The organism is Oceanobacillus sp. FSL K6-0127 (assembly GCF_037983385.1).
GTDB classification, from domain to species: Bacteria; Bacillota; Bacilli; order Bacillales; family Amphibacillaceae; genus Oceanobacillus; species Oceanobacillus profundus.
Window position 1 is genome coordinate 3848994 of record NZ_CP150287.1, and the last position, 21649, is coordinate 3870642.

Here is a 21649-nt window from a genome sequence, read left to right on the forward strand (position 1 = left end):
GATGAGAACGGAGATCCAACTATATGGGTATCGCACTCTACTTGGGTGCGTGGATTGAAATATCTGGTGTATTTGTTGGGTCATCCGGAAAATCGTCATCGCACTCTACTTGGGTGCGTGGATTGAAATGATAAAGACAATACGATAATGCCAGAAGAACATGGATCACACTCTACTTGGGTGCGTGGATTGAAATGATAAAGACAATACGATAATGCCAGAAGAACATGGATCACACTCTACTTGGGTGCGTGGATTGAAATTCAAACTCTGTTACTGAAACGGTAAGTTCCTTCATCGCACTCTACTTGGGTGCGTGGATTGAAATTCTACAGCCATTTACAATGGATCCCGTAATCCAGCACTCAATATGAGTACTAGATTAAAACACCAACCTATGAAAATTGGATTTCTCCACACAAAATACCTTCGATATAGTATCCATATCAATACTATGTCGAAGGTAATTTTACTGAGCTCATATTATTGTGTCTTTTCTAAAAACCCTACTCAAACCGTCCAAACAAATAAATGCACAATCGTAATAATAATCGCCCCAACAATATAAGATAACACTATAACAGGCCAAACCCATTTAATCCACTTTATCCATGGTATTTTTGCCAATGCGAGCGATGCCATTAGAACACCAGATGTAGGAGTAATTGCATTCGAAATCCCGTCACCTAATTGAAATGCCAGTACAGCAGTTTGCCTGCTTACACCTGTTAAATCAGATAATGGAGTCATAATAGGCATTGTCAATGCAGCTTGCCCGCTACCTGATGGCACAAGGAAGTTTAAAAAGCTTTGCGTTGCATACATTCCCATCGCAGAAAATGTTGTTGGCAATTGACCAATTGCACCCGATAGACTATATAAAATCGTATCAATTGTATTACTTTCCTCTAGTACGACCAGGATACCGTAAGCCATTCCGACTACTAGTGCACCTACAACAAGTTCTCGGCAGCCGTCTACAAAGGATTCAGCAATCTGGTTCACCCTTAGCTTAGCAACAAAACCTGCGATAACGCCCATCAGCAGGAACAAGGAAGCGATTTCCATGATATACCAATCAAAATAAGTTACCCCAATCGCAAGTCCAATAATCGTTAAAAATAACAGACCAATAATAATCGCATGTCTAGGAGTTAACTGCATTATTATAGGGTCATGTTCAGCATCATCCATAGTCCTTCGCTTGTCAATCTCATACATCAAACTGGTTTCCGGGTTTTTCTTAACTTTTTTGGCATAAATCATGACAAATGCAATACTAAATGCGACAAAAATAAGCCAGATAATAAAACGAATTCCCATCCCGGAAAACAGCGGTATTTCTGCAATTCCCTGAGCCACACCAACCGTAAAAGGATTCATAAATGATGCTGTAAAGCCTGCACAGGATCCTACTATAACCATTCCCGCTCCGACAAGCGAATCGAATCCCATCTTGATTGCTAATGGAACTAATATTAAGATAAATGGAATTGTTTCTTCCGACATCCCAAATGTTCCACCGCCCAGTGCGAATAATAACATAACAACCGGTATGAGATAAATTTCCTTTCCGGCCATTTTTGCTGAAACATTCGCGAGTCCGGTTTCAATTGCTTTTGTAGCATTCAGAATCCCAAAAGCTCCACCAACAATAAAAATGAAAAAGATGATTTCAGCTCCATTAACCATCCCCTTATGCACAGCTTCTAAAATCCCAAAAGGGCTAGTCGGATTTGACTCAACCTGCTGATACGTTCCGTCCACTACAACTGTTCTTCCTGCATCATTTACCTCTCGTTCGTATTCACCAGCTGGAACGATATATGTAAATAAAGCGGTAATAATGATTAAGCCAAATAACAATGCGAATACATGGGGGAATTCAAATTTCCTTTTCTTTCTTTTCAGATTTCCTTCATTAGAAATCGTATCGTCATGCATTAAAAATCTCTCCTTCTGTATATGCTCACGTGTTGTATATAAAAAAATAACAGGCAGTGAATCGCTACAAACAGCTAAGAAGCGGCAATTCACTACCTGTAACCATGTAAAAACTGAACTTATCGTTTTTCAAATTCGGTTTTTATGGCGGATAGTAAATCTTGATCCGTCATAATGTCATAACCAGTTTGTGCTAAGGAAAGCACTGCATCAGCAATTGCTGTCTCGCCATCTTTCGTAATCGTTTGATCTGCAAACTCTTTCGTATGGAATACAAGTCCAGGCTTATTCATTCCAACAAATGGATGGATCGCTGGTACCACTTGACTTACATTTCCCATATCGGCCGAACCAGTTGCAGCTACAGCTGGATAGACAGGGTGCGGACTGTGCGCTTTTAAATTTTTAGTAAATACGTCCGATAATACATTATTTGTGACCATATTGTCATAGCTCAATTCATAATTTGATATTGCAACAGATGCACCTGTCATTAATGCTGCACCATCTGCAATATTTCTTACCTTTTGTACTACCTCATCTACAACCTTGCGCTCATTTGCGCGAATATAAAATTGAGCGACAGCTTTCTCCGGCACTACGTTTGCGGCCTGTCCCCCTTCCGTAATGATGCCATGCATTCGTACATCTGACGGAACATGCTCTCGTAATGCGTTGATTCCATTAAATAATTGAATAACAGCATCCAGCGCATTAATCCCTTCTTCAGGTGAAGCAGCTGCATGGGATGCTTTTCCAGTATAATCAAATTGCAGAGCATCCATTGCCAGCATCGGTCCACTTTCAGAAGAAACATCAGCTGGATGCACCATCATCGCCACATCAATATCATCAAAAGTTCCTTGCTCAGCCATTGGTACTTTCGCTCCATTTGTTTCCTCGGCAGGAGTTCCAAGAACAACGACCTTCCCGCCTATTTCTTGTACATGCTTACTAAGAACAACTCCAGCACCAACTGCCATCGTTGCGATTAAATTATGACCACAGCCATGGCCAATTCCAGGCAGCGCGTCATATTCTGCTAGAAACGCAACTGTTGGTCCTGGCTTTTTGCTGGAAAACTCTGCCCGAAAAGCTGTCGGACGATCTACAATGCCTGTTTCCACTTCGAAATTGTGGGAACGTAAATATTCAACCAGTAGCTTCATAGATTCAAATTCTTGATCTCCAAGCTCTGGATTTTCATACAATTGATTAGTAATTTTAATAAGTTTATCTTTTATATTTTCAAAATCTTTCACGAGTGACACACTATTGCCTCCAATTCAAAATACTTCCGTTTATGGATTATACCATAATATCTTAAAAAATGTTGCATAGCAAATGAATAATTATACTCATTTCTATTTATATAAGATGTTACTCCTTAACAATCAAACTAATTTTAGTAGATTTGGATTGAGCTACTTTGTATATTCGATTAAAATAATTGTATAAAAATTAAAGGAGCGCAAATCATGATCTACGATGTTGCAATAATCGGTGCTGGTTCTATGGGGATGGCAGCCGGATATTATCTTGCCAAGAATGGCAAAACAGTAGCTTTAATTGATTCCAATAATCCGCCTCATTCTAATGGGTCTCACCATGGCGAAACTCGAATTATTCGGCATGCTTATGGGGAAGGTGATAGCTATGTTCCTTTGGCATTACGTTCACAAGAATTATGGTATGAGCTTGAACAAGCTTCAAATCGAAAACTTTTTCATCAAACAGGGGTATTAAATATTGGTTCTAAGGAATCTATTTTTTTACAAAATGTCATGCAATCTGTTGAAAAATATAAGTTATCTGCTGAGATATTAACCGCCCAAGAGATAAATAAAAGATGGCCCGGTTATCATCTGCCAGATTCTCTAATTGGTTGCTTCGAAACGAATTCAGGAGTTTTAATGAGTGAAGAAGCTATTATTGCCTACCGTGACCTTGCAATAAAACACGGTGCGAATCTATACACAAATAGTCAGGTACAGCATTTGAATGTAACGAACGATCTTACAACAATTGAGCTAGCTGATCAGCATATTGAAGCAAAACAGCTCATTATAACAGCTGGAAAGGGAACAAACCAGATTTTATCCTTACTCGGTTACGAGTTGCCATTGCAACCGGTGCGAAAAACATTCTCCTGGTTTGAGGCAAAGGAAGAAATATACCATTCGCATACATTCCCAGCTTGGTCCTATGATAATGCAAATGAAATCTACTACGGCTTTCCAAGTATTGACGGGGCTGGCATTAAAATTGGAAGACATGATGGAGGATACCCTGTCCAAACAAAAGAGACATTAAAAGCATTTGGTACATATCCGGAAGACAAGCAAGATGTCACACAATTTATCCACCAATATATGTCTGCTGACTTAAAGCACAAACAAGGAAAAGTATGCACCTATACAAACACACCAGATGGAAACTTCATAATCGATCGACTTCCAAACTATCAAAATGTCATAACTGCTTGCGGATTTTCAGGACATGGATTTAAGTTTAGCAGTGGAGTGGGAGAACTGTTAAGCCAGATGGTTATTCATGGGAAGAGCTCATTGGATATAGGTTATTTTTCGTTGGATAGGTTTTAATACTTCAATTAGATTCCAGCCGATTATTAGCTAAACAAGAATTCCCAGCAATAGAATGCTGGGAATCCTTGTTTCTTCAAAGTGCCTCATATCTATTAATTTTCTTTATGAGTCGCCCCCACGGGCTCAAGCACATAACTCGCTGCAGACTCTCCCGCTAACTTGCCAAATACAGCACCAGACATTAATCCAGATCCTCCTGGATAGTTATGATAAAATAAGCCCCCTACCATCTCACCTGCTGCAAATAACCCTGGAATTGGTGATTGATTTTTATCTAGTGCTTCTCCTTTTTCATTAACATGAATTCCCCCGAATGTGAAGGTAATTCCACATGTTACCGGATAGGCATAAAATGGTGCCTGATTAAACGGAAGCGCCCAATTACTCTTTGATGGCGTAATGCCTTTCGTTCCCTTTCCATCTTTGATGGCTGGGTTATACTCCCCTTGTTGAACCGCTTGATTATATTCCACTATCGTTTCTATGAATCTAGCTTTATCAATATTCATTTTATCAGCAAGTTCTTCAATTGTGTTCGCCTTGATACACGTTGCTTCTTCTAAATTATATTCTGCTCGCAGCAAAGGACGAACCTGCGCATCAAACAATTGAAATGCTTTTTGTTCTGGCTGGCGCAGCGTCTCTTTTCCATACTTTGCGTACGTATAATTCCGAAAATCTGCTCCCTCATCCACGAAGCGTTCTCCTTTGATATTGACAATTAGTCCGAGTGGATAAGAAGATTTTTTATAAATATCTCCTGGTTTACCATAATCCCCGACTTGTGGAGCTTGAAAATCGGTCGTATGCGCATGGCAGCCTGACCAGTCTCCATATGGCTGCGCTCCAGCTTCTATCGCCATATCTAAACCATCACCTGTATTGTATTCGCTCCCTCTTACCTTAGCCTTCTCCCATTCTCCCCCTAAATATTTGGCCCGTTTTTCTTTGTTTGCTTCAAAGCCTCCACATGCCAGCACAACTGATTTTGCAGGAATTTGCTTTTCCTCACCATTTTCCACCACGGTGATACCGCTTACCTTTTGGTTAGTTGTCTGTAACCCGATAGCTCTCGTATTATAGCGAATTTCTATACTTAAATCTTCAGCCTTATTAATAAGTGCTTCAATAAGCCCGATACCTTTGCGATTTGTTTTTACTGGGAGACCTCCCCAAAATTGCTGCACTCCATTATTGTTAAAGGATTGATTCTCGTTTAACTCAAATTGCACACCTTGGCTCTTCATCCACTGAATCGTATCGTACGACTTGTCAACAAGCTGTCGCGCTAAGTTAGGGTCGCTCTTTCCTTCCGTCACATTCATAATATCATTATAGTAATCTTCCGTATCATAATCTGGCATAACCGTATTTTGAAAGTCTTTGGGGGATAGTTGATTCAATATGGGCTCTAGTTCACCTTTGTTTTGATAGGCAAAACGAATAGCCCCATCTGTGAAAAAGGAATTTCCACCACGTTTTTCTTTTGGTCCACGTTCTAAAATAAGTACATTGGCACCATTCTCTTTTGCTGCGATTGCTGAGCAAAGTGCTGCATTTCCTGTTCCCACAACAATTACATCGTAAGCTTTTTTTTGGTTACTCATGCTTAATCCTCCCTAGTAAAATTTATCTTCTACGCTCAGTATAGGGCTGCTTTTAACATAAATAAAATACTGTTTTTTTAGCGTATTCAATAAATTTATTTTATAACTAGAGAATTCTATTTAAAACCTCAGCAGTGAACCCTTGGGTACCTTTATCTCCACCTAAATCTTTCGTTTTAATTCCATCCAATAGTGTTCGGTGCAAGCTTTCTTCAATTTTATTACCTACTATCTCTAACCTGCTGTCCCCAAACCTTTCACTCATCCATTCGAATAATAGAGCCGTAGATAGCATCATCCCAATTGGATTAGCAAGGTCTTTTCCAGCAATATCTGGTGCTGATCCGTGAGCTGCTTGTGCCATAGCGATCTCTTGATTTGTATTTATCGAAGGTGCAAGTCCCAAACTGCCAATCAACTCTCCCGTTAAATCGGACAGTATATCTCCGAACATATTCTCTGTAACGATAACATCAAAATCCTGAATTCGCCGAACCACATGTGCACACATTGCATCCACATGGTAATCGTCAACCTCGACCTCTGGATACTCCCTTGAGATTTCTTTACAAATATCTAAAAACATGCCCGACCCTATCCGAATGACATTTGCTTTATGCACGATTGTTACTTTCTTCTTACGCTGCATAGCTTTTTGAAAGGCTGCATGGGCTATCCGTTCAATGGCCTGTCTTGTAAAAACACCTGTTGTAATTGCAACATCCTTTGTAATCTGAAATTCTCCGACACCACGGTACATATTGCGATCAACATAGAATCCTTCTGTATTTTCCCGATAGATTACGAGATCTGCTCCCTCTACAACACCCTTGATACTTGGAATGCTTTTAGCCGGACGAATATTCGCATATAAATCAAAGTGATGGCGCAGCTCACCACTCGGATTACGGATCGATTTAAATTCTTCAGGATAAGAAGCTGAATCATGCGGTCCAAGCAGCCAAGCATGACAATTCTCCAACGCTTTTTTCGTTTCCTCTGGCAATGGATGGTTGGTTTCTGCTATGCCTTTCCAGCCAACTAAAAGTGGAACCCACTCTACTTTTACATCATGCTTTTCCATAATTGCTTCGACAAGCTTAATTGTTGCTTGGACAATCTCCGGCCCAATTCCGTCTCCTTCTAGTACCCCAAGCTTATATAATGCCATACTTTCTTCTCCCCTTTTATATCAGCAGTTGCCTATACATTAATCAAAAATTACATTCGTGTCTAATACTTTTTTTCTCATTATTCCGATAAGAAAATCTAATCTTTCCCATTCCATTCTCTCAAATGATTGACAAACCGGTCCACTACGGTTAGATTTTCAAAGGATTGATTATACATCAGCCACGTTTCCCTTGTCACAGGGCTTCCATCTTTGAAACATATTTCCTGCTGGTACAAACCATCATCCTTCTTCAGGCAAATACCCGGTACAACTGCAAATCCGAAGTCATTTTTAACCATTTCCTTACACGTCTCCAGCCGATCAACCTCCATTTCTATATTTGCTGGTTCCGAAAATTGATCTGCCCACCAAGCGGTTATGCTATCCTTCAATGAACTGTCCGTACTGTAATTAATCAATCGATACTCCGGCAACAGGTCCATATTCAATTTCTTTTTGGATATGAGATAGAGCGGTTCTTTTCTTAACAACATCTTTTCCCCTTGCCATCCGCGATCGCTTCTTAAAATCCCTACATGCACACTTGAATTATTCAGAAGATCAATCACCTGTGTACTCCATCCGGTTTTTACATTGAATCGTACATTCGGGTAATTTTTAGAGAAGTTTTTTAGAACTTTCGGAAGTAAGTATTGTGCAAAATTACTAGATACTCCTATGCGTAAGATACCTGATACCTCTTCCTCCATATTGCTCATTGTATCCTTCATCAATTGAAGCTGTTTTAACATTTCTTTGGAATACTGGACTAAATATTCACCTTCTGAAGTAAAGCCTATTCCTTGTTTCGTTTTAAAAAATAACGGCACCCCAAATTCCTCTTCTAAGTTTTTCAACCGATAGCTCAGAGAAGGCTGTGATACATATAATTTGGCAGCGGTACGTGTCATATTCCTTTGTTCGTAAAGCGTTTTCATTAAAATCCAATCTTTTTGATCCATGCTCTCCCTCCATTTACTTTATGTTAATTCCATTATGGAAGAAGTCCCCTTTCGTTATCAAGTTTTTTTATGAAGATAAATAAAATATCATTATTTTACTTATACACTGAAAGCGTTTACTATATTGACTAAGATAATTCGGAAGGAGATGAATATTTTGAAGATACGTTCTATTCCTGTACTAACGCTCATCATATGTTTTTTTCTTATGGGCTGCAATACACTGCAGGCAACAGGAAGTAATCAGGAAAATGGGGGTAACAATTCTTACCATGGACAGACCATTTCCTTTGTTGTACCTTTTCAAGCTGGTGGCGGTACCGATGTTTTCGCCAGGTTTATGACACCTTACTTTGCAAAGCACCTTGAAGGTAAACCTAGAGTTCAAGTTGAAAATATCCCTGGGGGAGCAAGCATTACCGGAACAAATGAATATGCTAATTCACGTATGCCAAATGGCTTAAACATTCTTACTTCAAGCGCTTCTTCCCATGTTCCATTTATGTTAGAGCAGTCTTCTGTAGACTATGATTTGAGTAATTTCACACCGTTAATCGGGGCACCATCTGGTGGTGTTGTTTACACAAAACCAGAACTGGCCAAGGGTGGAATGGAAGATTTAATGTCATTAGAAGACGAATTGTTTTATGCCGGTATTTCCCCAACAGGCTTAGATTTAGTAACACTGCTATCATTCGAAGTTCTAAAGATGGATGTAAAAGCTGTTCTTGGGTATGAAGGGCGTGGACCTTCCCGCGTTGCATTTGAGCAAGGAGAAAGTAACATCGATTACCAAACAACAACTGCCTATAAGAACAGTGTTGAAGCACTTGTAGAAGAAGACAGAGCAGTACCTTTGTATAGCTTAGGACAGATTGATGCTAATGGGGATCTCATCCGGGATCCACAATTCCCTGATCTTCCAACCATTGAAGAAATCTACGTAGACATCTATGGAGAGGAGCCAAGTGGAGATGTATGGGATGCGTACAAACAAACGGTAGGTGCTTCTTATACATTGAATAAAGTAATTTGGGTGCACAATGACGCGCCAGGTAACTACCAGGACTTACTGAAAAAAGGGATGGAAGCTCTAATTAATGACGAAGAATTTGCGACCCATTCTGAAGAAATCTTAGAGGGATATAACACGTATGTAGGTGAGGAATTGAACGCGCAGATTAAACAATCCTTCTCTATATCGCAAGAAACCAAGCAATGGATTATCGAGTATTTACGAACTAATTTTGACATTGATATTAAAAAGCTTTAGAGGGGAGGTAGTTTCATGATCGAAAGTGCAATTGAAGCGCTATTTATTGTATTAGATCCCTCAAGACTTGTCTATATGTTTATAGGTATCGGTATTGGGGTTGTTGTTGGATTACTGCCTGGTTTAAGCGGCACAGTAGGCATGTCTTTAATGCTTCCATTTGTTTTTGGTCTTGATCCATATGTAGGAATGGCTCTTTTAATTGGAATGATTGCTGTTATTCATACTGGTGACACCTTTCCATCAATTCTTTTAGGGATACCTGGAACATCTGGCTCACAGGCAACCATCATGGATGGATTTCCTTTAGCCAAAAGAGGAGAAGCTTCCAGGGCAATGGGGGCCGCCTTCTTTTGTTCCATGATAGGAGGAGTCATTGGTGGGATTGCGCTTTATTTAACAATCCCTTTTGCCAGACCATTAATTACGTCTTTTAGTTCACCTGAATTATTTATGCTAACCATGCTGGGGCTTAGCATGGCTGGTTTACTAGCTGGTAAATCGCCTTTGAAGGGTATCATTTCTGGAATCCTTGGCTTACTAATCGGCTCTGTCGGCAGTGCACCAGCTGTTCCTGAATATCGGTACACATTCGACACGTTATATTTGACGCAAGGCGTTTCTTTACCAGTAGTCGCAATGGCTATATTCGCCTTTCCTATCATCATCACCATGCTGACAAATAAAGGCAGTGTAGCAAATCATGCAACACTACAAAGCGGCATTTTAAAAGGCGTTATGGATGCATTAAAAAATAAATTCCTTGTTTTCCGAAGTGCTGTAATCGGAGTTTTAATTGGATTCATCCCTGGATTAGGCGGCAGTGTTGTTGATTGGATTGCCTATGGGGCTGGCCAAAAGACAGTGAAAAATAACCATTTTGGAAAAGGAGATATTCGTGGAGTTATCGCTCCAGAAAGTGCAAACAATGCAAAAGAAGGGGGTTCCTTAGTACCGACATTGCTTTTCGGGATACCTGGCAGTGGTACAACGGCGATTTTACTGGGTGGGCTAACGCTCATGGGATTAGAAGCTGGTCCGAAAATGCTCACTACTGATTTATCCATAACTTTATCGATTGTGTGGACATTGGTTTTTGCTAATGTTTTTGGAGCACTGCTATGTATGATTTTAGTTCGGCCGATTTCGAAGATCAGTTTTGTACCTGGAGAAAAAATCGTTCCTTTCCTTCTCGTTTTACTTGTAATCGGTGCCTATCAAAGTACGATGTCTTGGGGAGATCTGATTATCTTTGTCATGATTGGTTTGCTTGGCTATGTTATGACCATCTTGGACTGGCCAAGGCCACCACTGCTGATCGGTTTTGTCCTTGCCCTGCCTGCTGAACGGTATTATTGGATTTCTATTGAAAGATATGGCTGGGAATGGATTACAAATCCAATCGTTATTTTCCTTGCTGTTATTATCGTCGTACTTCTTTCAGGAGGAGCAATAATGAAACGATTCAGTAAGGATTACGAACAAGGAGGAATCAATTAAGATGAACAAAGATTACCTTAATCTTATATTCAGTGGTTTTCTTTTTATCCTGTTTACGCTAGCAATTATAGAAGCCTTAACGTTTAGTAAATTAGCGCAGTTTTTCCCTTTATATATATCCATTGCAGGTTCTGTGTTGACATTAATCTATTTAATTACAGAGGTTTACAAGCTCTATAAACAAAAGGTTAAGGAAGGAGAACAAATTAAAATCTCTTTACTTGCACCACTTCGATATATAGGCTGGATTCTCGGCTATTTAGTACTCATTTATATTGGAGGATTAATGCTTGCAACTGCAATCTTCTTAATTCTGTTTTTAATACTTGAATCCAGGATGAATTTTATACACACCGGTATATCTATTATTGCTGTACTTATTGGTATTTCATTATTGAGCTCGGCCCTCGATATATACTGGCCAACAAATTTACTTGGTCTTTAAGACAAGGAGGATGAAACATGCGAGATTATGAAAAAATCCGCTCTGCCATCATACGTGGCGGAACAAGCAAAGGAGTTTTCATATTAAAGAATGACTTGCCGTCAAATCCCATGACTAGGGACAAGGTAATTTTATCGATATATGGCGGGACAGATGAAAGACAGATTGACGGTCTCGGGGGAGCCGATTCCCTTACGAGCAAATTAGCGATTGTCAGCGTTTCCCCTCGACCTGACGCTGATATCGATTATACGTTTGGACAGGTTGGAGTAGGCACAGGAAAAGTAGATTATAACTCCAATTGCGGAAATATTTTAAGCGGTGTGGGCCCTTTTGCAATCGATGAAGGTTTAGTTGCTGCCCAGGAACCTTACACCACCGTTAGGATTTTTAATACGAACACGAATGGAATTATCGAAGCTAAAGTTCCTGTGGAGTCTGGCAAAGCTCGTTCAACTGGTGATTACACGATTGACGGTGTACCAGGAGTAGGGGCAAAAATCATGTTAAACTTCTTAAATGCATCTGGGGCTAAAACGGGCGAGCTTTTCCCTACAGGAAAGCGAAAAGAAATACTTTTAACAGAAGCAGGAGAAGTTGAAGTCAGCGTTGTTGACGTAACCGCACCTGTTGTATTCGTTCATGCAAATCAGTTAGGTTTAACTGGTACAGAACAGCCGACAGACCTTACGAAAGAACATTTAAGCATGCTGGAAAAAATACGCTCAACAGCTGCTGAAAAACTTGGTTTCGTAAGCGATGCGCATGACGCAACAAAAGAAACGCCATCCAGTCCTAAAGTAATCATGGTTTCTCCTAGTCAAACCTATTCAACGGTACACGGCGAGTTCGTTAAACGAGATCATATTCATTTAACCGCTCGAGCAATGTCCATGCAAAAAATGCACAAAACATTTCCCGTTACTGGCGGACTATGTACTGCGGCAGCTGCTAAACTGAAGGGAACAGTCGTTTATGAGTGCTGCAATAATCCTGATGCTGATGAGATCATCATCGGTCACCCGTCTGGTTCCATGGATTTCCTTATTACATTTATAGATAATGGTCAATATGTTCAATTCGAAAAAACCGCTGTTGCAAGAACCTCTCGACGTTTAATGGAAGGATACGCATATGTTCCTAAGGAATTATTTTGGAATGAAACGGAGTCGATTCGTAAATAAGATACTTTACATGATAAAAAGCTTCTCCTATCCGAGAAGCTTTTCTCATCCTGGAATTATTTATTGTTACTTGAGCATGTAACAGACAAAACCTGAACTTTAACGAACTTGAAATACCTCTCTCCAGCAATTCATTCTATCTATCCCCTATTATCCAAGGAATGCTGACATTCTTTTTCACTATACTTCGTTTCTCCCTCAAAACTTTCGGTCACGCCATCAGCTGAAAGGATATCTTTATCACAAAATTGCTGAACCTGTTTTCCTTTTTTCGTTACTCCATAATAATACGTTATATTCGGTTCATCTTTAAATACAACCATGTAATGTCCTTGATAATAATCCGTATTCGTTAAGTGCTTCGGTTCTACATAATGTGCCTCCTCCATTTGATCCTCTGTATACCCCATCTCCTCCAGACGTAGTGGAACATGCTTATTCACAAGGTATTTCGTATATGGATTTCCATTGTTTAGCACATAAAGAAAGCCAGCTGGAACAGCAATGAAAAGAACAATAAAAAAGATGCCAACTATAATCAGTAGCTTTTTGGTACTCATCTGGCGTCGCTCCAATACATCGTAATTGTAATTAATCTATTTAACAGGCATATTCAGGACATTTACCATTTTCCGTTTTGCTTCGATTATAGCTTTATTAGAGCTTAGCAGCAATTAGTTATTCTAAAACTTCCTAAAATTTCAATCATAAAATCAAGTTTGCGTTTGGTGTCATAGTGAGGTCGGGTGGTGCTATATGGTTTGTTTTTAGTGTCATAGCGAGGTTGAGTGGTGCTATAACAATTGGATAATTTATTTTAAACGTGAAAAACCCCCTATTATTACCCTCTGATTTTTCATTTTCATCAATATCGGTTATAATAAAGTAAGAAATCTGCATACACTATAAAAAGGTCGCTAGTGCTGCTACACTAACGACCATACAATAGCCCTTCAAGGGGGCGACTCACATTAGAGCTATACCAATAACCACCCTAATTGCTCGTCAGGCTTATGGGGTGGCTATTTTTTTTGGTTTGACAGCACAGCCACAATTAAAGCTCCAAATGAAATCATTAGAACCAACGCCTCATATACCGTCATCATCCATCACCCCCTTTCGATTAAAAGGGGTGAGCCACCACCCATGAAAACCTTCTTGTACAAGTTCTATTGTAGCAATAATACATCATTTTTAACAGAACATATTTTCCCATTTTTCCATTTTCGTTTATAATGCTGCTATCGATTGCGAGACTTCACTTCGTTGCAAATGAGAAAACTAAACGACCAAAACATCCATAATATCACTAAATTTCACTCTCGTCCGTTCCTCATTATCAAATACAATGCAGTCATTTAAAGCAACGCTCAACAGCTTACCCTTTACTTTATGATAATCATGCATTTTATAATATTTAACCTCTATTGTCAGGTTATCATGGATTGCCAGCTGCAATTTTATCGCGTTTTCTTCCACCTGTTGTTCGTCTAATATCGGTTTTTCTTTATAATTATATTCAATCTGTAAAGCTTTTAACATTTCGATATGCTCTGGCAGCATGAGTGCTGTCCATTTCTTCGATCCGCGATCATGTATCATGCACTTGCCGCCTTCCTGTTTGCTTTCTGTACCGACAAAATATTTTCTATTTTGAACGTACGGACCCGCTTGCGATAAAAACAATATGCTAAAATATGATCTTCACGTATCTCTAATACACGCACAAATCGTTGCGAAACCTTACCATTACGTGCCATATAAATCATTTCCAGCTTTATCTTCTCATGAACAGCATGATTTAATAATTTCATCTTATCGCACTCCTTAAATAGAAACGTTTGTTCTATTATACCACAAAAACCGAACATATATACTGTTATTTATTAACATTGATAATTTACATTTTCTTGCATATACTAGGAACAAACGTTCTAAAGGAGTGAGTCAATTGGACTATTCTTCTTACCCCCGTCATGATGTGCTTTGTATTGATATGCGTTCTTTTTACGCAAGCGTCGAGGCAATGAAACTAAATGAGGATCCGATGAAGGTTATGCTTGCCGTCGTTGGAGATCCAAACAGATCCGGGAGTATTATACTAGCAGCATCCCCTGCCTTAAAGCAAAGATATGGGGTAAGTAATGTAAGTCGTTATTTCGAATTACCAGACGACCCGAACATTATCGTTGTGCCAGCCCATATGGCTGATTATTTAAACGTATCCGTTGAAATAACAAAATTACTGCATGATTACGCACCACCAGAAGCAATCCATCAATATTCGGTTGACGAAGTTTGGATTACCGTAAATGGCCTGCAAAAGCTTTTCGGAAGTCGTCAGGAGATTGCATACAAGATACAGCGTGACATATTGGACCGATTTGGAATTACTTCTTCTATTGGGATTGGGGATAATAAATTTCTCGCAAAGGTCGTCATGGATTTACACGCTAAAAAAACAGGGATTGCAGAATGCAAATACGAGGATGTACCAGAAAAACTCTGGCCAACTCCTGTTCAAAACATTTGGGGAATCGGACATCGAATGATGAAGAACTTACACCGCATGGGAATTGTCACACTTGGGCAAATCGCCAATTATAAACTAGAGCTTTTACAAAAACGCTTTGGCGTCATGGGAGAACAACTCTATTGGCATGCATGGGGAATTGATTTAAGCCCTGTTTTTGGCGACTTCACAAAACAAGAGCAAAAAGGATTCGGACATGGCATATCTTTGCTTCGGGACTACACGAGAGAAGAAGTTTCTTACTGCATTCTTGATCTTTGTGAGGAAGTATGCCGCAGGGCTCGCACAGCAGGAACGGCAGGAAGAACCATCCAGCTTAGCATTTCCTATTCAAAAGAAACAGCTGGTGGATTTTCACGTTCCCGATCGATTGATATCCCTACCAATGTGACCATGGATATGTATGGAGTTTGCATGCAATTATTTCAGGAATTTTATGATGGAAAAAGCATGATTAGACATGTATACGTCACCTTAACAAAGCTATTCGATCAGACCGATGTCCAGCTCGATTTATTTGAGGATCGCGCAAAGAAAAATGACATCGGCTATGTAATGGATGCGATTCGTGATAAATACGGATCCACTGCTATTCTCCGCGCTTCCAGTTATACAGATGCAGGGATTACGTTGGAGCGCAGCAAGAAGATTGGTGGGCATTATGCTTAGGAATCTCAAGGGACAGCTTAGCTTGTTCCTCTTCCCCACTCTATTAGAAATTTACACTTTACTGAAACTTCCCGCCTTTCCTTTTCGTATTATAGATATAAGGAAAATAATGGAGGTGAGGACATGGAATTATTCGTGAAACTGATTTTTGCAGCAATTATTTACGTATACAGTTATCGGTTTATTATCACGCTAATCAAAATGAAGCAAGAAATAGTATTTCCTGCTTCGATCGAGGAATTTAATACCATTCGAAAACACCCGGAAAAACCTGTATATCCTCCTACCTACTCAAAGCAAAAAACTGGGATTATGATTTACGCTTTAACACTTATTTATTTAACCGCGATGCTCATTGCAAGCTATTTTTTTGATTTATTTTGGTCTATATACCTACTACTCATCCTTCCAATTTTCCATCTGTCTGACCTTTTCAATATGTTTGTGTTCGTACAGGATGGAGTCTTATGTGGCGCGCGCTTTGTCCCATGGAGGAAGATTAAATCATTTGAGTTTGTACTTATCGATGTGAATCACCGATTATGGATTTTCCAAGGATGTGAATGATCAATATGAATTGAAAATTAAGACACGTTTTGCCATCTTAAGTTGTGTTGTCACTTCCAACGAAATGAAGGAGCGATTAAGGTATTTATTAGAGGAACAAAGAATCAACGAATTGAGCTTGGGAAAAGATATAATTTACTGATATAACGCGATATTGGGTAGACAGGAATCCCAATACCGCGTTTTTTCCTTCCATTGACAGCTAATCAATCTCTACTCAAATAAACTTACCTAAGACGAACTTACCACTATCAAACGAAAAACAGCTATTCCGGATAGAAGAATATCCAAACTTTTACTGGTTAAACTAACGATGAATCCACTCGAAAGGAGCTTTTGCATGAATCAATTAACACAAACCGAACTAGAAAATTTACGAAAAATGATTGGTGAACATGGAATGATTGCGAACAAATTAGAATCCTACGCGGCATCTGCAACAGACCCAGAACTAAAAACGATTTTACAACGAGACGCACAATCTGCAAGGCAGGCACAACAACAGCTGTTACCATTTCTACAATAGGAGGAAAGAAGCATGCTACAAGATAAAGATATTGTGAACGATTATTTAAATGGATTAAATGCAAGTCTAAAAAGCTATGCAGGCTATATAAGTGAAGCAAATAATTCGCAACTCAGACAAACACTTGTGAGTTTACGTAATGGAGACGAATCCCGCCAACGGACCGTGTATAGCTATGCACTGCAGAATGGTCATTATAAACCAGCACAACCCGCGACACCTGAAGAGATTCAACAAGTAAAAACGGAACTAAGCTCAGGTCAATAACTATTTATACATGGAAAAGCATTTATTTTCTTGAATCGCAGAATATCCTTTTCACCATAAAAATCGGCAAATAACATATTTGCCGATTTTTATTTTCCTTCTCCGTTCCATCTTACCAGTGACATTCCCCTCCCCTATATATATAATGTTGATAAGATTACTAAGAATTAAAGGAGACTTAAATCATGAATATCGAAAACATCGAAGCCTTTGTGTTAGTGAATCACTTTGGCAGTATCAACAAAGCCTCCAAAGCCCTGTTCTTATCACAGCCATCCGTGACAGCACGAATCCAAACGTTGGAGCGGGAGTTAGATACGAAGCTTTTCGATCGGGTTGGCAGGCAGCTCGTGATCACAGAGCAAGCAAAGGAATTCCTTCCTTATGCTGAGCAAATTATTCAATACTATAAAACTGGCAAGAAACAATTAAAAGTGAAAGAATTATCCGATCAGTTAATAATTGGATGCACAGAACTCGTATCCAATTACTTAATTCCAAAAGTCATACCCGCTTTTACAAAGAAACATCCGGACGTGCAACTAAAGCTGGTTACAGGGTCAAGTGATGCCATTCAAAATAAAGTATTGAATCGTGAAGTTGATATTGGTTTTGTCAGGAATAGTTCTCATCCGCTTATTACATCTGAAAAAGTATTGGAAAGTCCAATCAACCTGTTTGTACAGCCTCACCATCCTTTTGCAAGCTTTGATTCAATTAACATCGAAGCATTAGCACAAGAACCGATTATCTTTTTTGAATGTGGATCATTAGATTGGTCCATGATACGGAATCTATTTCAAAACCTAAGTGTCAAACCTATTATCCAATATGAAGTAGATAATATGGAAACTGCAAAAGGCTTGATGGTAAGTGGAACGGGCATTGGTTTTCTCCCAGAAATCAGTGTACGTAATGAACTGGCCCGTCAAGAACTAGTTCATGTGAATTTACCTTTTGTATCAAATCTATCGCTGAAAACAAACATGATTTTTTACACAGAAGAAACACCAAACTATTATACGGAATTACTAGAAATCGCTAAATTAGAAGGAAGCAAGAGAAACTGAAGCAGAGAAATGCACATTCCAGATCTAAATTGAACCAAAAGAACAGTTTAGGCATATATGATAAAAGCTGAGTTATCAATTCACACCACTATCCGCCTAACTATATAGAACCTTTCTATAAGGGAGACCTTATTTTTCTATAAGGAGAGTTATTGTTAGATTAAGTTACGCGTGATATACTAATCGATAATCTCAAAACCAACTAAAACCCTAGGAATAATCAAAGTTATTCATAAAGCGGAGGGATGAAATACGATGATAAAGATCTCAAATATAAAGAAAAGCTTTAAAAATAATATTGTTTTAAAGGATATTAGCTTTCAAGTGACTGAGGGTGAAGTGGTAGCCATTATTGGTCCATCTGGCTCTGGAAAGTCGACATTGCTCCGCTGTATCAATTTCCTAGAAAAACCTGATTCTGGAAAGATTGAAATCGGTGATGTAACAGTGGATACAACGAAGGCAACCAAATCAGAAATACAGAAATTGCGCATGCAAACATCGATGGTGTTTCAACACTACAACCTTTTTAAAAATAAAACAGCTCTAGAAAATGTAACCCATTCATTAAGAGTCACAAAGAAATTAAACAAAAAACAAGCGGACGAAATCGGACGTCATTTATTGAATCAAGTTGGACTTTTAAGCAAAGCAGATAGCTACCCGATCTCCCTATCTGGAGGACAGCAGCAGCGAGTTGGCATTGCGCGGGCATTAGCGGTAGGTCCCAACGCCATTCTATTCGACGAACCTACTTCTTCGCTGGATCCAGAATGGGTTGGTGAAGTACTGCGTGTCATATCCAGTATCGCCAATAAGGAGAAAACAATGATTATCGTAACCCACGAAATGAAGTTTGCCAGGGAAGTCGCAGATAAAGTCATTTTCATGGATGATGGTTTAATTGTAGAGCAAGGCACACCTGAAGAAATTTTTGATAACCCGCAAAATGAGAGAACAAAGAAATTTTTACAGAACTATCAAAAGCACTCCTCCGTGGAGTTAGATAAGGATATAGAAAATGGCAAATTTGCTCTTCTATAACTACAAGAAAGATGGCGGTGTCTTATATGAATTTTGATTTTGGGTATATGATTGAAATTATTCCTGAGCTATTAAAATATGTACCAGTTACCCTATATATATCAATCGTTTCCATGCTGTTTGCTATTATAATCGGAATCTTCCTTTCTTTAATTCTAGTGAATCGAATTCCAATTTTACAGCAATTATCCAAGGTGTACATTTCCTTCTTTCGAGGGACTCCACCACTCGTGCAGCTTTTAATGATTTATTTTGGCTTGCCACAATTAGTCCCCGCGCTTAATTCAATTAGTGCTACAACAGCTGCAATTATTGCATTTAGCTTAAATGTTTCAGCATACCTTGCAGAAATCTTTCGGGCTGGGCTGGAGTCTGTAGATAAAGGGCAAGCAGAAGCTGCATTAACGGTAGGTATGACGTACCCCCAAGCATTACGAGGAATTATCTTGCCACAAGCCGCACGAAATGCGATTCCTGCAACAGGAAATACATTTCTCGGTTTATTAAAAAATTCCTCACTCGCATTTACCATTGGTGTAACAGAATTACTCGCCCAAGGAAAGCTACTTGCAACAGCTACGCTTAATTTTTTTGAAGCTTATATGGCAGTTGCACTTATTTATTGGGGACTAACCGTTGTATATAGCGGCTTACAATCCTGGTATGAAAACCGTATTAGTAAACCTTACGTAAGAGAAACTTAAGTTGTTGGAGGATACATGAACATGAAAAAACGAATGATTTTAATTTCCGTCCTAATATTACTCTTTTTAAGCGCATGTGGACAAAACACAGATAACGGGTCAGCAGGAGATGATACTGTAATCAAGGTGGGCGCAACACCCGATGGCTATCCACAATATTTCTATGAAAATGAAAAATTAGAGGGCTTTAGCGTTGATATGATAGAAGCTATTTTCGCTGAAATCGGGTATGAGGTTGAATGGGTCGTTACGGACTGGACTGGTGTGCTCGCTTCCTTAGAAACCGGGAAAATTAATACGGTTGCGAACTTTGCACAAACACCAGAAAGAGAAGAAAAGTATTCCTTTACAGAACCCTACTACTATTCCAGAGCTGCTCTTGGAGTAGCACAAGATAACGACACGATACAGTCCCTAGAGGATGTTAAAGGTAAGCAAGTTGGAAATGTAACGGGATCCAATTATCAAAATGTATTAAAAGAGCAGGATCCAAATGATGAAATAGAAATTATCAATTATGAAACACCAGATGTTATTCATCAGGATGTTGCATCAGGTAAAGTGGATGCATTTGTAACTGGAAGAGAAATCCTGTTAGCACAAATAAAAGATAAAGGAATCCCATTGCAGGTGGTTGGGGAAGCATTTGGAGAGAAACTAGTCTCCCTTCCATTTGCCAAGACAGATGAAAATAAAGCGCTTATTGCTGAAATTAATGAAGCAGTAGAAACATTAAAAGCTGATGGTACATTTCGAGATTTATCGATGGAATGGTTTGGTGAGGATGTAACGATCAGTCAAGACGAACAATAATTACTTGGGGGATTTTGCATGGGGAGAGTAAGCGGTAAGGTAGCAATAGTAACAGGCGGGGCATCCGGCATGGGTGCCTCCCATGTCAGAAAGCTCATGACAGAAGGTGCGAAAGTAGTTTTCACCGATGTCGCCACTGGGGAAGGAAAAGCATTACAAGCTGAGCTTGGAGAGGGGGTATTGTTTTTACAGCACGATGTAACAGATGCTGCACGTTGGGAGCAGGTCGTTGCAAAGACAGAGAAAACATTTGGCCCAGTGAATATTCTAGTAAACAATGCTGGAATTAATTATAGCGAACATCTAGAAAACTTCCCTGAAGAAGCCTATCGAAAGGTTATTGATGTTAACCAAACAGCTGTTTTCTTAGGAATGAAAGCTGTCGTCCCTTCAATGAAAAAAGCAAAGCATGGTTCCATTATAAATATTTCCTCCATTGGTGGCTTAAGAGGAAGAACAGCAGGCATTGCTTATGGAGCTTCTAAATTCGCTGTGACTGGAATGACAAAGGTAGCGGCATTGGAGCTGGGACAGTATCAGATTCGTGTGAATTCCATTCATCCCAGCCTAGTAAATACAGGCATGTTTTCCGAACAAGCCGGTGGAGACGCAGTGGCAACTGACCGCCCGTTGAACAGGGTGCTAACAAAAGAAGAGGTATCCAATCTCGTTCTTTATCTCGCCTCTGATGAATCCAGTTATACAACTGGGGCTGAATGCGTCATTGATGGTGGTTTGACCGCAAGATAAGAAAGGAGGAT

At 39.4% G+C, this 21649-nt stretch carries 22 protein-coding genes and 1 CRISPR repeat array (1 of these 23 running past the window's edge); of the genes, 14 read left to right on the forward strand and 8 right to left on the reverse strand.

Features of this window, described 5'->3' with window-relative positions; translation table 11 throughout:
- A CRISPR array of direct repeats spans window positions 1–328; the repeat unit is 32 nt; unit sequence ATCGCACTCTACTTGGGTGCGTGGATTGAAAT (it extends 2023 nt beyond the left edge of the window).
- Window positions 329–510: 182 nt separating this feature from the next.
- Window positions 511–1944 carry a YfcC family protein gene (locus MHH64_RS18770; protein WP_340002200.1) on the reverse strand — a complete coding sequence of 478 codons (1434 nt, stop codon included), beginning with the start codon at window positions 1942–1944 and terminating at the stop codon, window positions 511–513.
- A 119-nt stretch (window positions 1945–2063) separates the two neighbouring features.
- Window positions 2064–3215: a M20 family metallopeptidase gene (locus MHH64_RS18775; RefSeq protein WP_095313235.1), complete on the reverse strand. Its 1152-nt coding sequence runs from the start codon at window positions 3213–3215 to the stop codon at window positions 2064–2066.
- Window positions 3216–3422: 207 nt separating this feature from the next.
- On the opposite strand from MHH64_RS18775, the gene solA reads away from it, so the two are divergent.
- Window positions 3423–4547 carry an N-methyl-L-tryptophan oxidase gene (solA, locus tag MHH64_RS18780; protein WP_303447498.1) on the forward strand — a complete coding sequence of 375 codons (1125 nt, stop codon included), beginning with the start codon at window positions 3423–3425 and terminating at the stop codon, window positions 4545–4547.
- 95 nt (window positions 4548–4642) lie between these two features.
- Here solA and tcuA read toward each other — a convergent pair whose 3' ends face one another.
- The 3 genes from tcuA to MHH64_RS18795 all read right to left on the reverse strand — a co-directional run bounded on the left by tcuA (window position 4643) and on the right by MHH64_RS18795 (window position 8293).
- Window positions 4643–6157, reverse strand: coding sequence for an FAD-dependent tricarballylate dehydrogenase TcuA (tcuA, locus tag MHH64_RS18785; protein WP_340002201.1), 1515 nt, complete (start codon window positions 6155–6157; stop codon window positions 4643–4645).
- A 106-nt stretch (window positions 6158–6263) separates the two neighbouring features.
- Window positions 6264–7328 (reverse strand): isocitrate/isopropylmalate dehydrogenase family protein, encoded by a 1065-nt coding sequence (locus MHH64_RS18790; protein WP_118890331.1) that lies wholly within the window; start codon window positions 7326–7328, stop codon window positions 6264–6266.
- Window positions 7329–7426: 98 nt separating this feature from the next.
- On the reverse strand, window positions 7427–8293 hold the full coding sequence (locus MHH64_RS18795; RefSeq protein ID WP_095313242.1) for a LysR family transcriptional regulator: 867 nt from the start codon (window positions 8291–8293) through the stop codon (window positions 7427–7429).
- A 157-nt stretch (window positions 8294–8450) separates the two neighbouring features.
- Here MHH64_RS18795 and MHH64_RS18800 point away from each other — a divergent pair, with 157 nt between their 5' ends.
- Genes MHH64_RS18800 through MHH64_RS18815 form a run of 4 tightly spaced genes read left to right on the forward strand, consistent with a single transcriptional unit; the run spans window position 8451 to window position 12695 of the window.
- Window positions 8451–9566 carry a hypothetical protein gene (locus MHH64_RS18800; RefSeq protein WP_340002202.1) on the forward strand — a complete coding sequence of 372 codons (1116 nt, stop codon included), beginning with the start codon at window positions 8451–8453 and terminating at the stop codon, window positions 9564–9566.
- A 15-nt stretch (window positions 9567–9581) separates the two neighbouring features.
- Window positions 9582–11066, forward strand: coding sequence for a tripartite tricarboxylate transporter permease (locus tag MHH64_RS18805; RefSeq protein ID WP_340002203.1), 1485 nt, complete (start codon window positions 9582–9584; stop codon window positions 11064–11066).
- Window position 11067: 1 nt separating this feature from the next.
- The gene (locus MHH64_RS18810) at window positions 11068–11511 is read left to right on the forward strand and encodes a hypothetical protein (protein ID WP_095313246.1); all 444 of its coding nucleotides are present in this window, start codon (window positions 11068–11070) and stop codon (window positions 11509–11511) included.
- Window positions 11512–11528: 17 nt separating this feature from the next.
- A complete protein-coding gene (locus tag MHH64_RS18815) occupies window positions 11529–12695 on the forward strand; it encodes a PrpF domain-containing protein (RefSeq protein ID WP_340002204.1) in 1167 nt (388 codons plus the stop codon).
- 140 nt (window positions 12696–12835) lie between these two features.
- Here MHH64_RS18815 and MHH64_RS18820 read toward each other — a convergent pair whose 3' ends face one another.
- The 3 genes from MHH64_RS18820 to MHH64_RS18830 all read right to left on the reverse strand — a co-directional run bounded on the left by MHH64_RS18820 (window position 12836) and on the right by MHH64_RS18830 (window position 14509).
- Window positions 12836–13255 carry a DUF3139 domain-containing protein gene (locus MHH64_RS18820; protein ID WP_340002205.1) on the reverse strand — a complete coding sequence of 140 codons (420 nt, stop codon included), beginning with the start codon at window positions 13253–13255 and terminating at the stop codon, window positions 12836–12838.
- 721 nt (window positions 13256–13976) lie between these two features.
- Entirely contained in the window at window positions 13977–14297 is a 321-nt protein-coding gene (locus tag MHH64_RS18825) for a YolD-like family protein (RefSeq protein ID WP_095313252.1), read from the reverse strand.
- A complete protein-coding gene (locus MHH64_RS18830; protein WP_095313253.1) occupies window positions 14294–14509 on the reverse strand; it encodes a hypothetical protein in 216 nt (71 codons plus the stop codon). The genes MHH64_RS18825 and MHH64_RS18830 overlap by 4 nt, the downstream gene beginning before the upstream one ends.
- Before the next feature lie 137 nt (window positions 14510–14646).
- On the opposite strand from MHH64_RS18830, the gene MHH64_RS18835 reads away from it, so the two are divergent.
- The 9 genes from MHH64_RS18835 to MHH64_RS18875 all read left to right on the forward strand — a co-directional run bounded on the left by MHH64_RS18835 (window position 14647) and on the right by MHH64_RS18875 (window position 21638).
- The gene (locus tag MHH64_RS18835; RefSeq protein ID WP_303447486.1) at window positions 14647–15897 is read left to right on the forward strand and encodes a DNA polymerase IV; all 1251 of its coding nucleotides are present in this window, start codon (window positions 14647–14649) and stop codon (window positions 15895–15897) included.
- A 123-nt stretch (window positions 15898–16020) separates the two neighbouring features.
- Window positions 16021–16464, forward strand: a complete 444-nt coding sequence (locus MHH64_RS18840) for a hypothetical protein (RefSeq protein WP_340002206.1) — start codon at window positions 16021–16023, stop codon at window positions 16462–16464.
- Window positions 16465–16804: 340 nt separating this feature from the next.
- A complete protein-coding gene (locus MHH64_RS18845) occupies window positions 16805–16990 on the forward strand; it encodes a hypothetical protein (RefSeq protein ID WP_095313259.1) in 186 nt (61 codons plus the stop codon).
- A gap of 12 nt (window positions 16991–17002) precedes the next feature.
- Window positions 17003–17257 carry a spore coat protein gene (locus MHH64_RS18850; RefSeq protein WP_095313261.1) on the forward strand — a complete coding sequence of 85 codons (255 nt, stop codon included), beginning with the start codon at window positions 17003–17005 and terminating at the stop codon, window positions 17255–17257.
- Between the two features lie 185 nt (window positions 17258–17442).
- Window positions 17443–18327: a LysR family transcriptional regulator gene (locus MHH64_RS18855; protein ID WP_095313263.1), complete on the forward strand. Its 885-nt coding sequence runs from the start codon at window positions 17443–17445 to the stop codon at window positions 18325–18327.
- Between the two features lie 255 nt (window positions 18328–18582).
- Window positions 18583–19371, forward strand: coding sequence for an amino acid ABC transporter ATP-binding protein (locus tag MHH64_RS18860; RefSeq protein ID WP_095313265.1), 789 nt, complete (start codon window positions 18583–18585; stop codon window positions 19369–19371).
- 26 nt (window positions 19372–19397) lie between these two features.
- Window positions 19398–20075 carry an amino acid ABC transporter permease gene (locus MHH64_RS18865; RefSeq protein ID WP_340002207.1) on the forward strand — a complete coding sequence of 226 codons (678 nt, stop codon included), beginning with the start codon at window positions 19398–19400 and terminating at the stop codon, window positions 20073–20075.
- 21 nt (window positions 20076–20096) lie between these two features.
- On the forward strand, window positions 20097–20888 hold the full coding sequence (locus MHH64_RS18870) for a transporter substrate-binding domain-containing protein (protein WP_340002208.1): 792 nt from the start codon (window positions 20097–20099) through the stop codon (window positions 20886–20888).
- Window positions 20889–20906: 18 nt separating this feature from the next.
- Window positions 20907–21638 (forward strand): glucose 1-dehydrogenase, encoded by a 732-nt coding sequence (locus tag MHH64_RS18875; protein WP_095313271.1) that lies wholly within the window; start codon window positions 20907–20909, stop codon window positions 21636–21638.
- The last annotated feature ends 11 nt before the right edge of the window (window positions 21639–21649 follow it).

Bases quoted from the DNA above. Each gene is read 5' to 3' on its own strand.
- MHH64_RS18850 (WP_095313261.1), top strand. From the start codon at position 17,003: ATGCTACAAGATAAAGATATTGTGAACGATTATTTAAATGGATTAAAT.
- MHH64_RS18840 (WP_340002206.1), top strand. From the start codon at position 16,021: ATGGAATTATTCGTGAAACTGATTTTTGCAGCAATTATTTACGTATAC.
- MHH64_RS18865 (WP_340002207.1), top strand. From the start codon at position 19,398: ATGAATTTTGATTTTGGGTATATGATTGAAATTATTCCTGAGCTATTA.
- MHH64_RS18860 (WP_095313265.1), top strand. From the start codon at position 18,583: ATGATAAAGATCTCAAATATAAAGAAAAGCTTTAAAAATAATATTGTT.
- MHH64_RS18795 (WP_095313242.1), bottom strand. From the start codon at position 8,293: ATGGATCAAAAAGATTGGATTTTAATGAAAACGCTTTACGAACAAAGG.
- MHH64_RS18805 (WP_340002203.1), top strand. From the start codon at position 9,582: ATGATCGAAAGTGCAATTGAAGCGCTATTTATTGTATTAGATCCCTCA.
- MHH64_RS18820 (WP_340002205.1), bottom strand. From the start codon at position 13,255: ATGAGTACCAAAAAGCTACTGATTATAGTTGGCATCTTTTTTATTGTT.
- MHH64_RS18830 (WP_095313253.1), bottom strand. From the start codon at position 14,509: ATGAAATTATTAAATCATGCTGTTCATGAGAAGATAAAGCTGGAAATG.
- MHH64_RS18855 (WP_095313263.1), top strand. From the start codon at position 17,443: ATGAATATCGAAAACATCGAAGCCTTTGTGTTAGTGAATCACTTTGGC.
- MHH64_RS18790 (WP_118890331.1), bottom strand. From the start codon at position 7,328: ATGGCATTATATAAGCTTGGGGTACTAGAAGGAGACGGAATTGGGCCG.
- tcuA (WP_340002201.1), bottom strand. From the start codon at position 6,157: ATGAGTAACCAAAAAAAAGCTTACGATGTAATTGTTGTGGGAACAGGA.
- MHH64_RS18825 (WP_095313252.1), bottom strand. From the start codon at position 14,297: ATGATACATGATCGCGGATCGAAGAAATGGACAGCACTCATGCTGCCA.
- MHH64_RS18875 (WP_095313271.1), top strand. From the start codon at position 20,907: ATGGGGAGAGTAAGCGGTAAGGTAGCAATAGTAACAGGCGGGGCATCC.
- MHH64_RS18810 (WP_095313246.1), top strand. From the start codon at position 11,068: ATGAACAAAGATTACCTTAATCTTATATTCAGTGGTTTTCTTTTTATC.
- MHH64_RS18870 (WP_340002208.1), top strand. From the start codon at position 20,097: ATGAAAAAACGAATGATTTTAATTTCCGTCCTAATATTACTCTTTTTA.
- MHH64_RS18770 (WP_340002200.1), bottom strand. From the start codon at position 1,944: ATGCATGACGATACGATTTCTAATGAAGGAAATCTGAAAAGAAAGAAA.
- MHH64_RS18845 (WP_095313259.1), top strand. From the start codon at position 16,805: ATGAATCAATTAACACAAACCGAACTAGAAAATTTACGAAAAATGATT.
- solA (WP_303447498.1), top strand. From the start codon at position 3,423: ATGATCTACGATGTTGCAATAATCGGTGCTGGTTCTATGGGGATGGCA.
- MHH64_RS18815 (WP_340002204.1), top strand. From the start codon at position 11,529: ATGCGAGATTATGAAAAAATCCGCTCTGCCATCATACGTGGCGGAACA.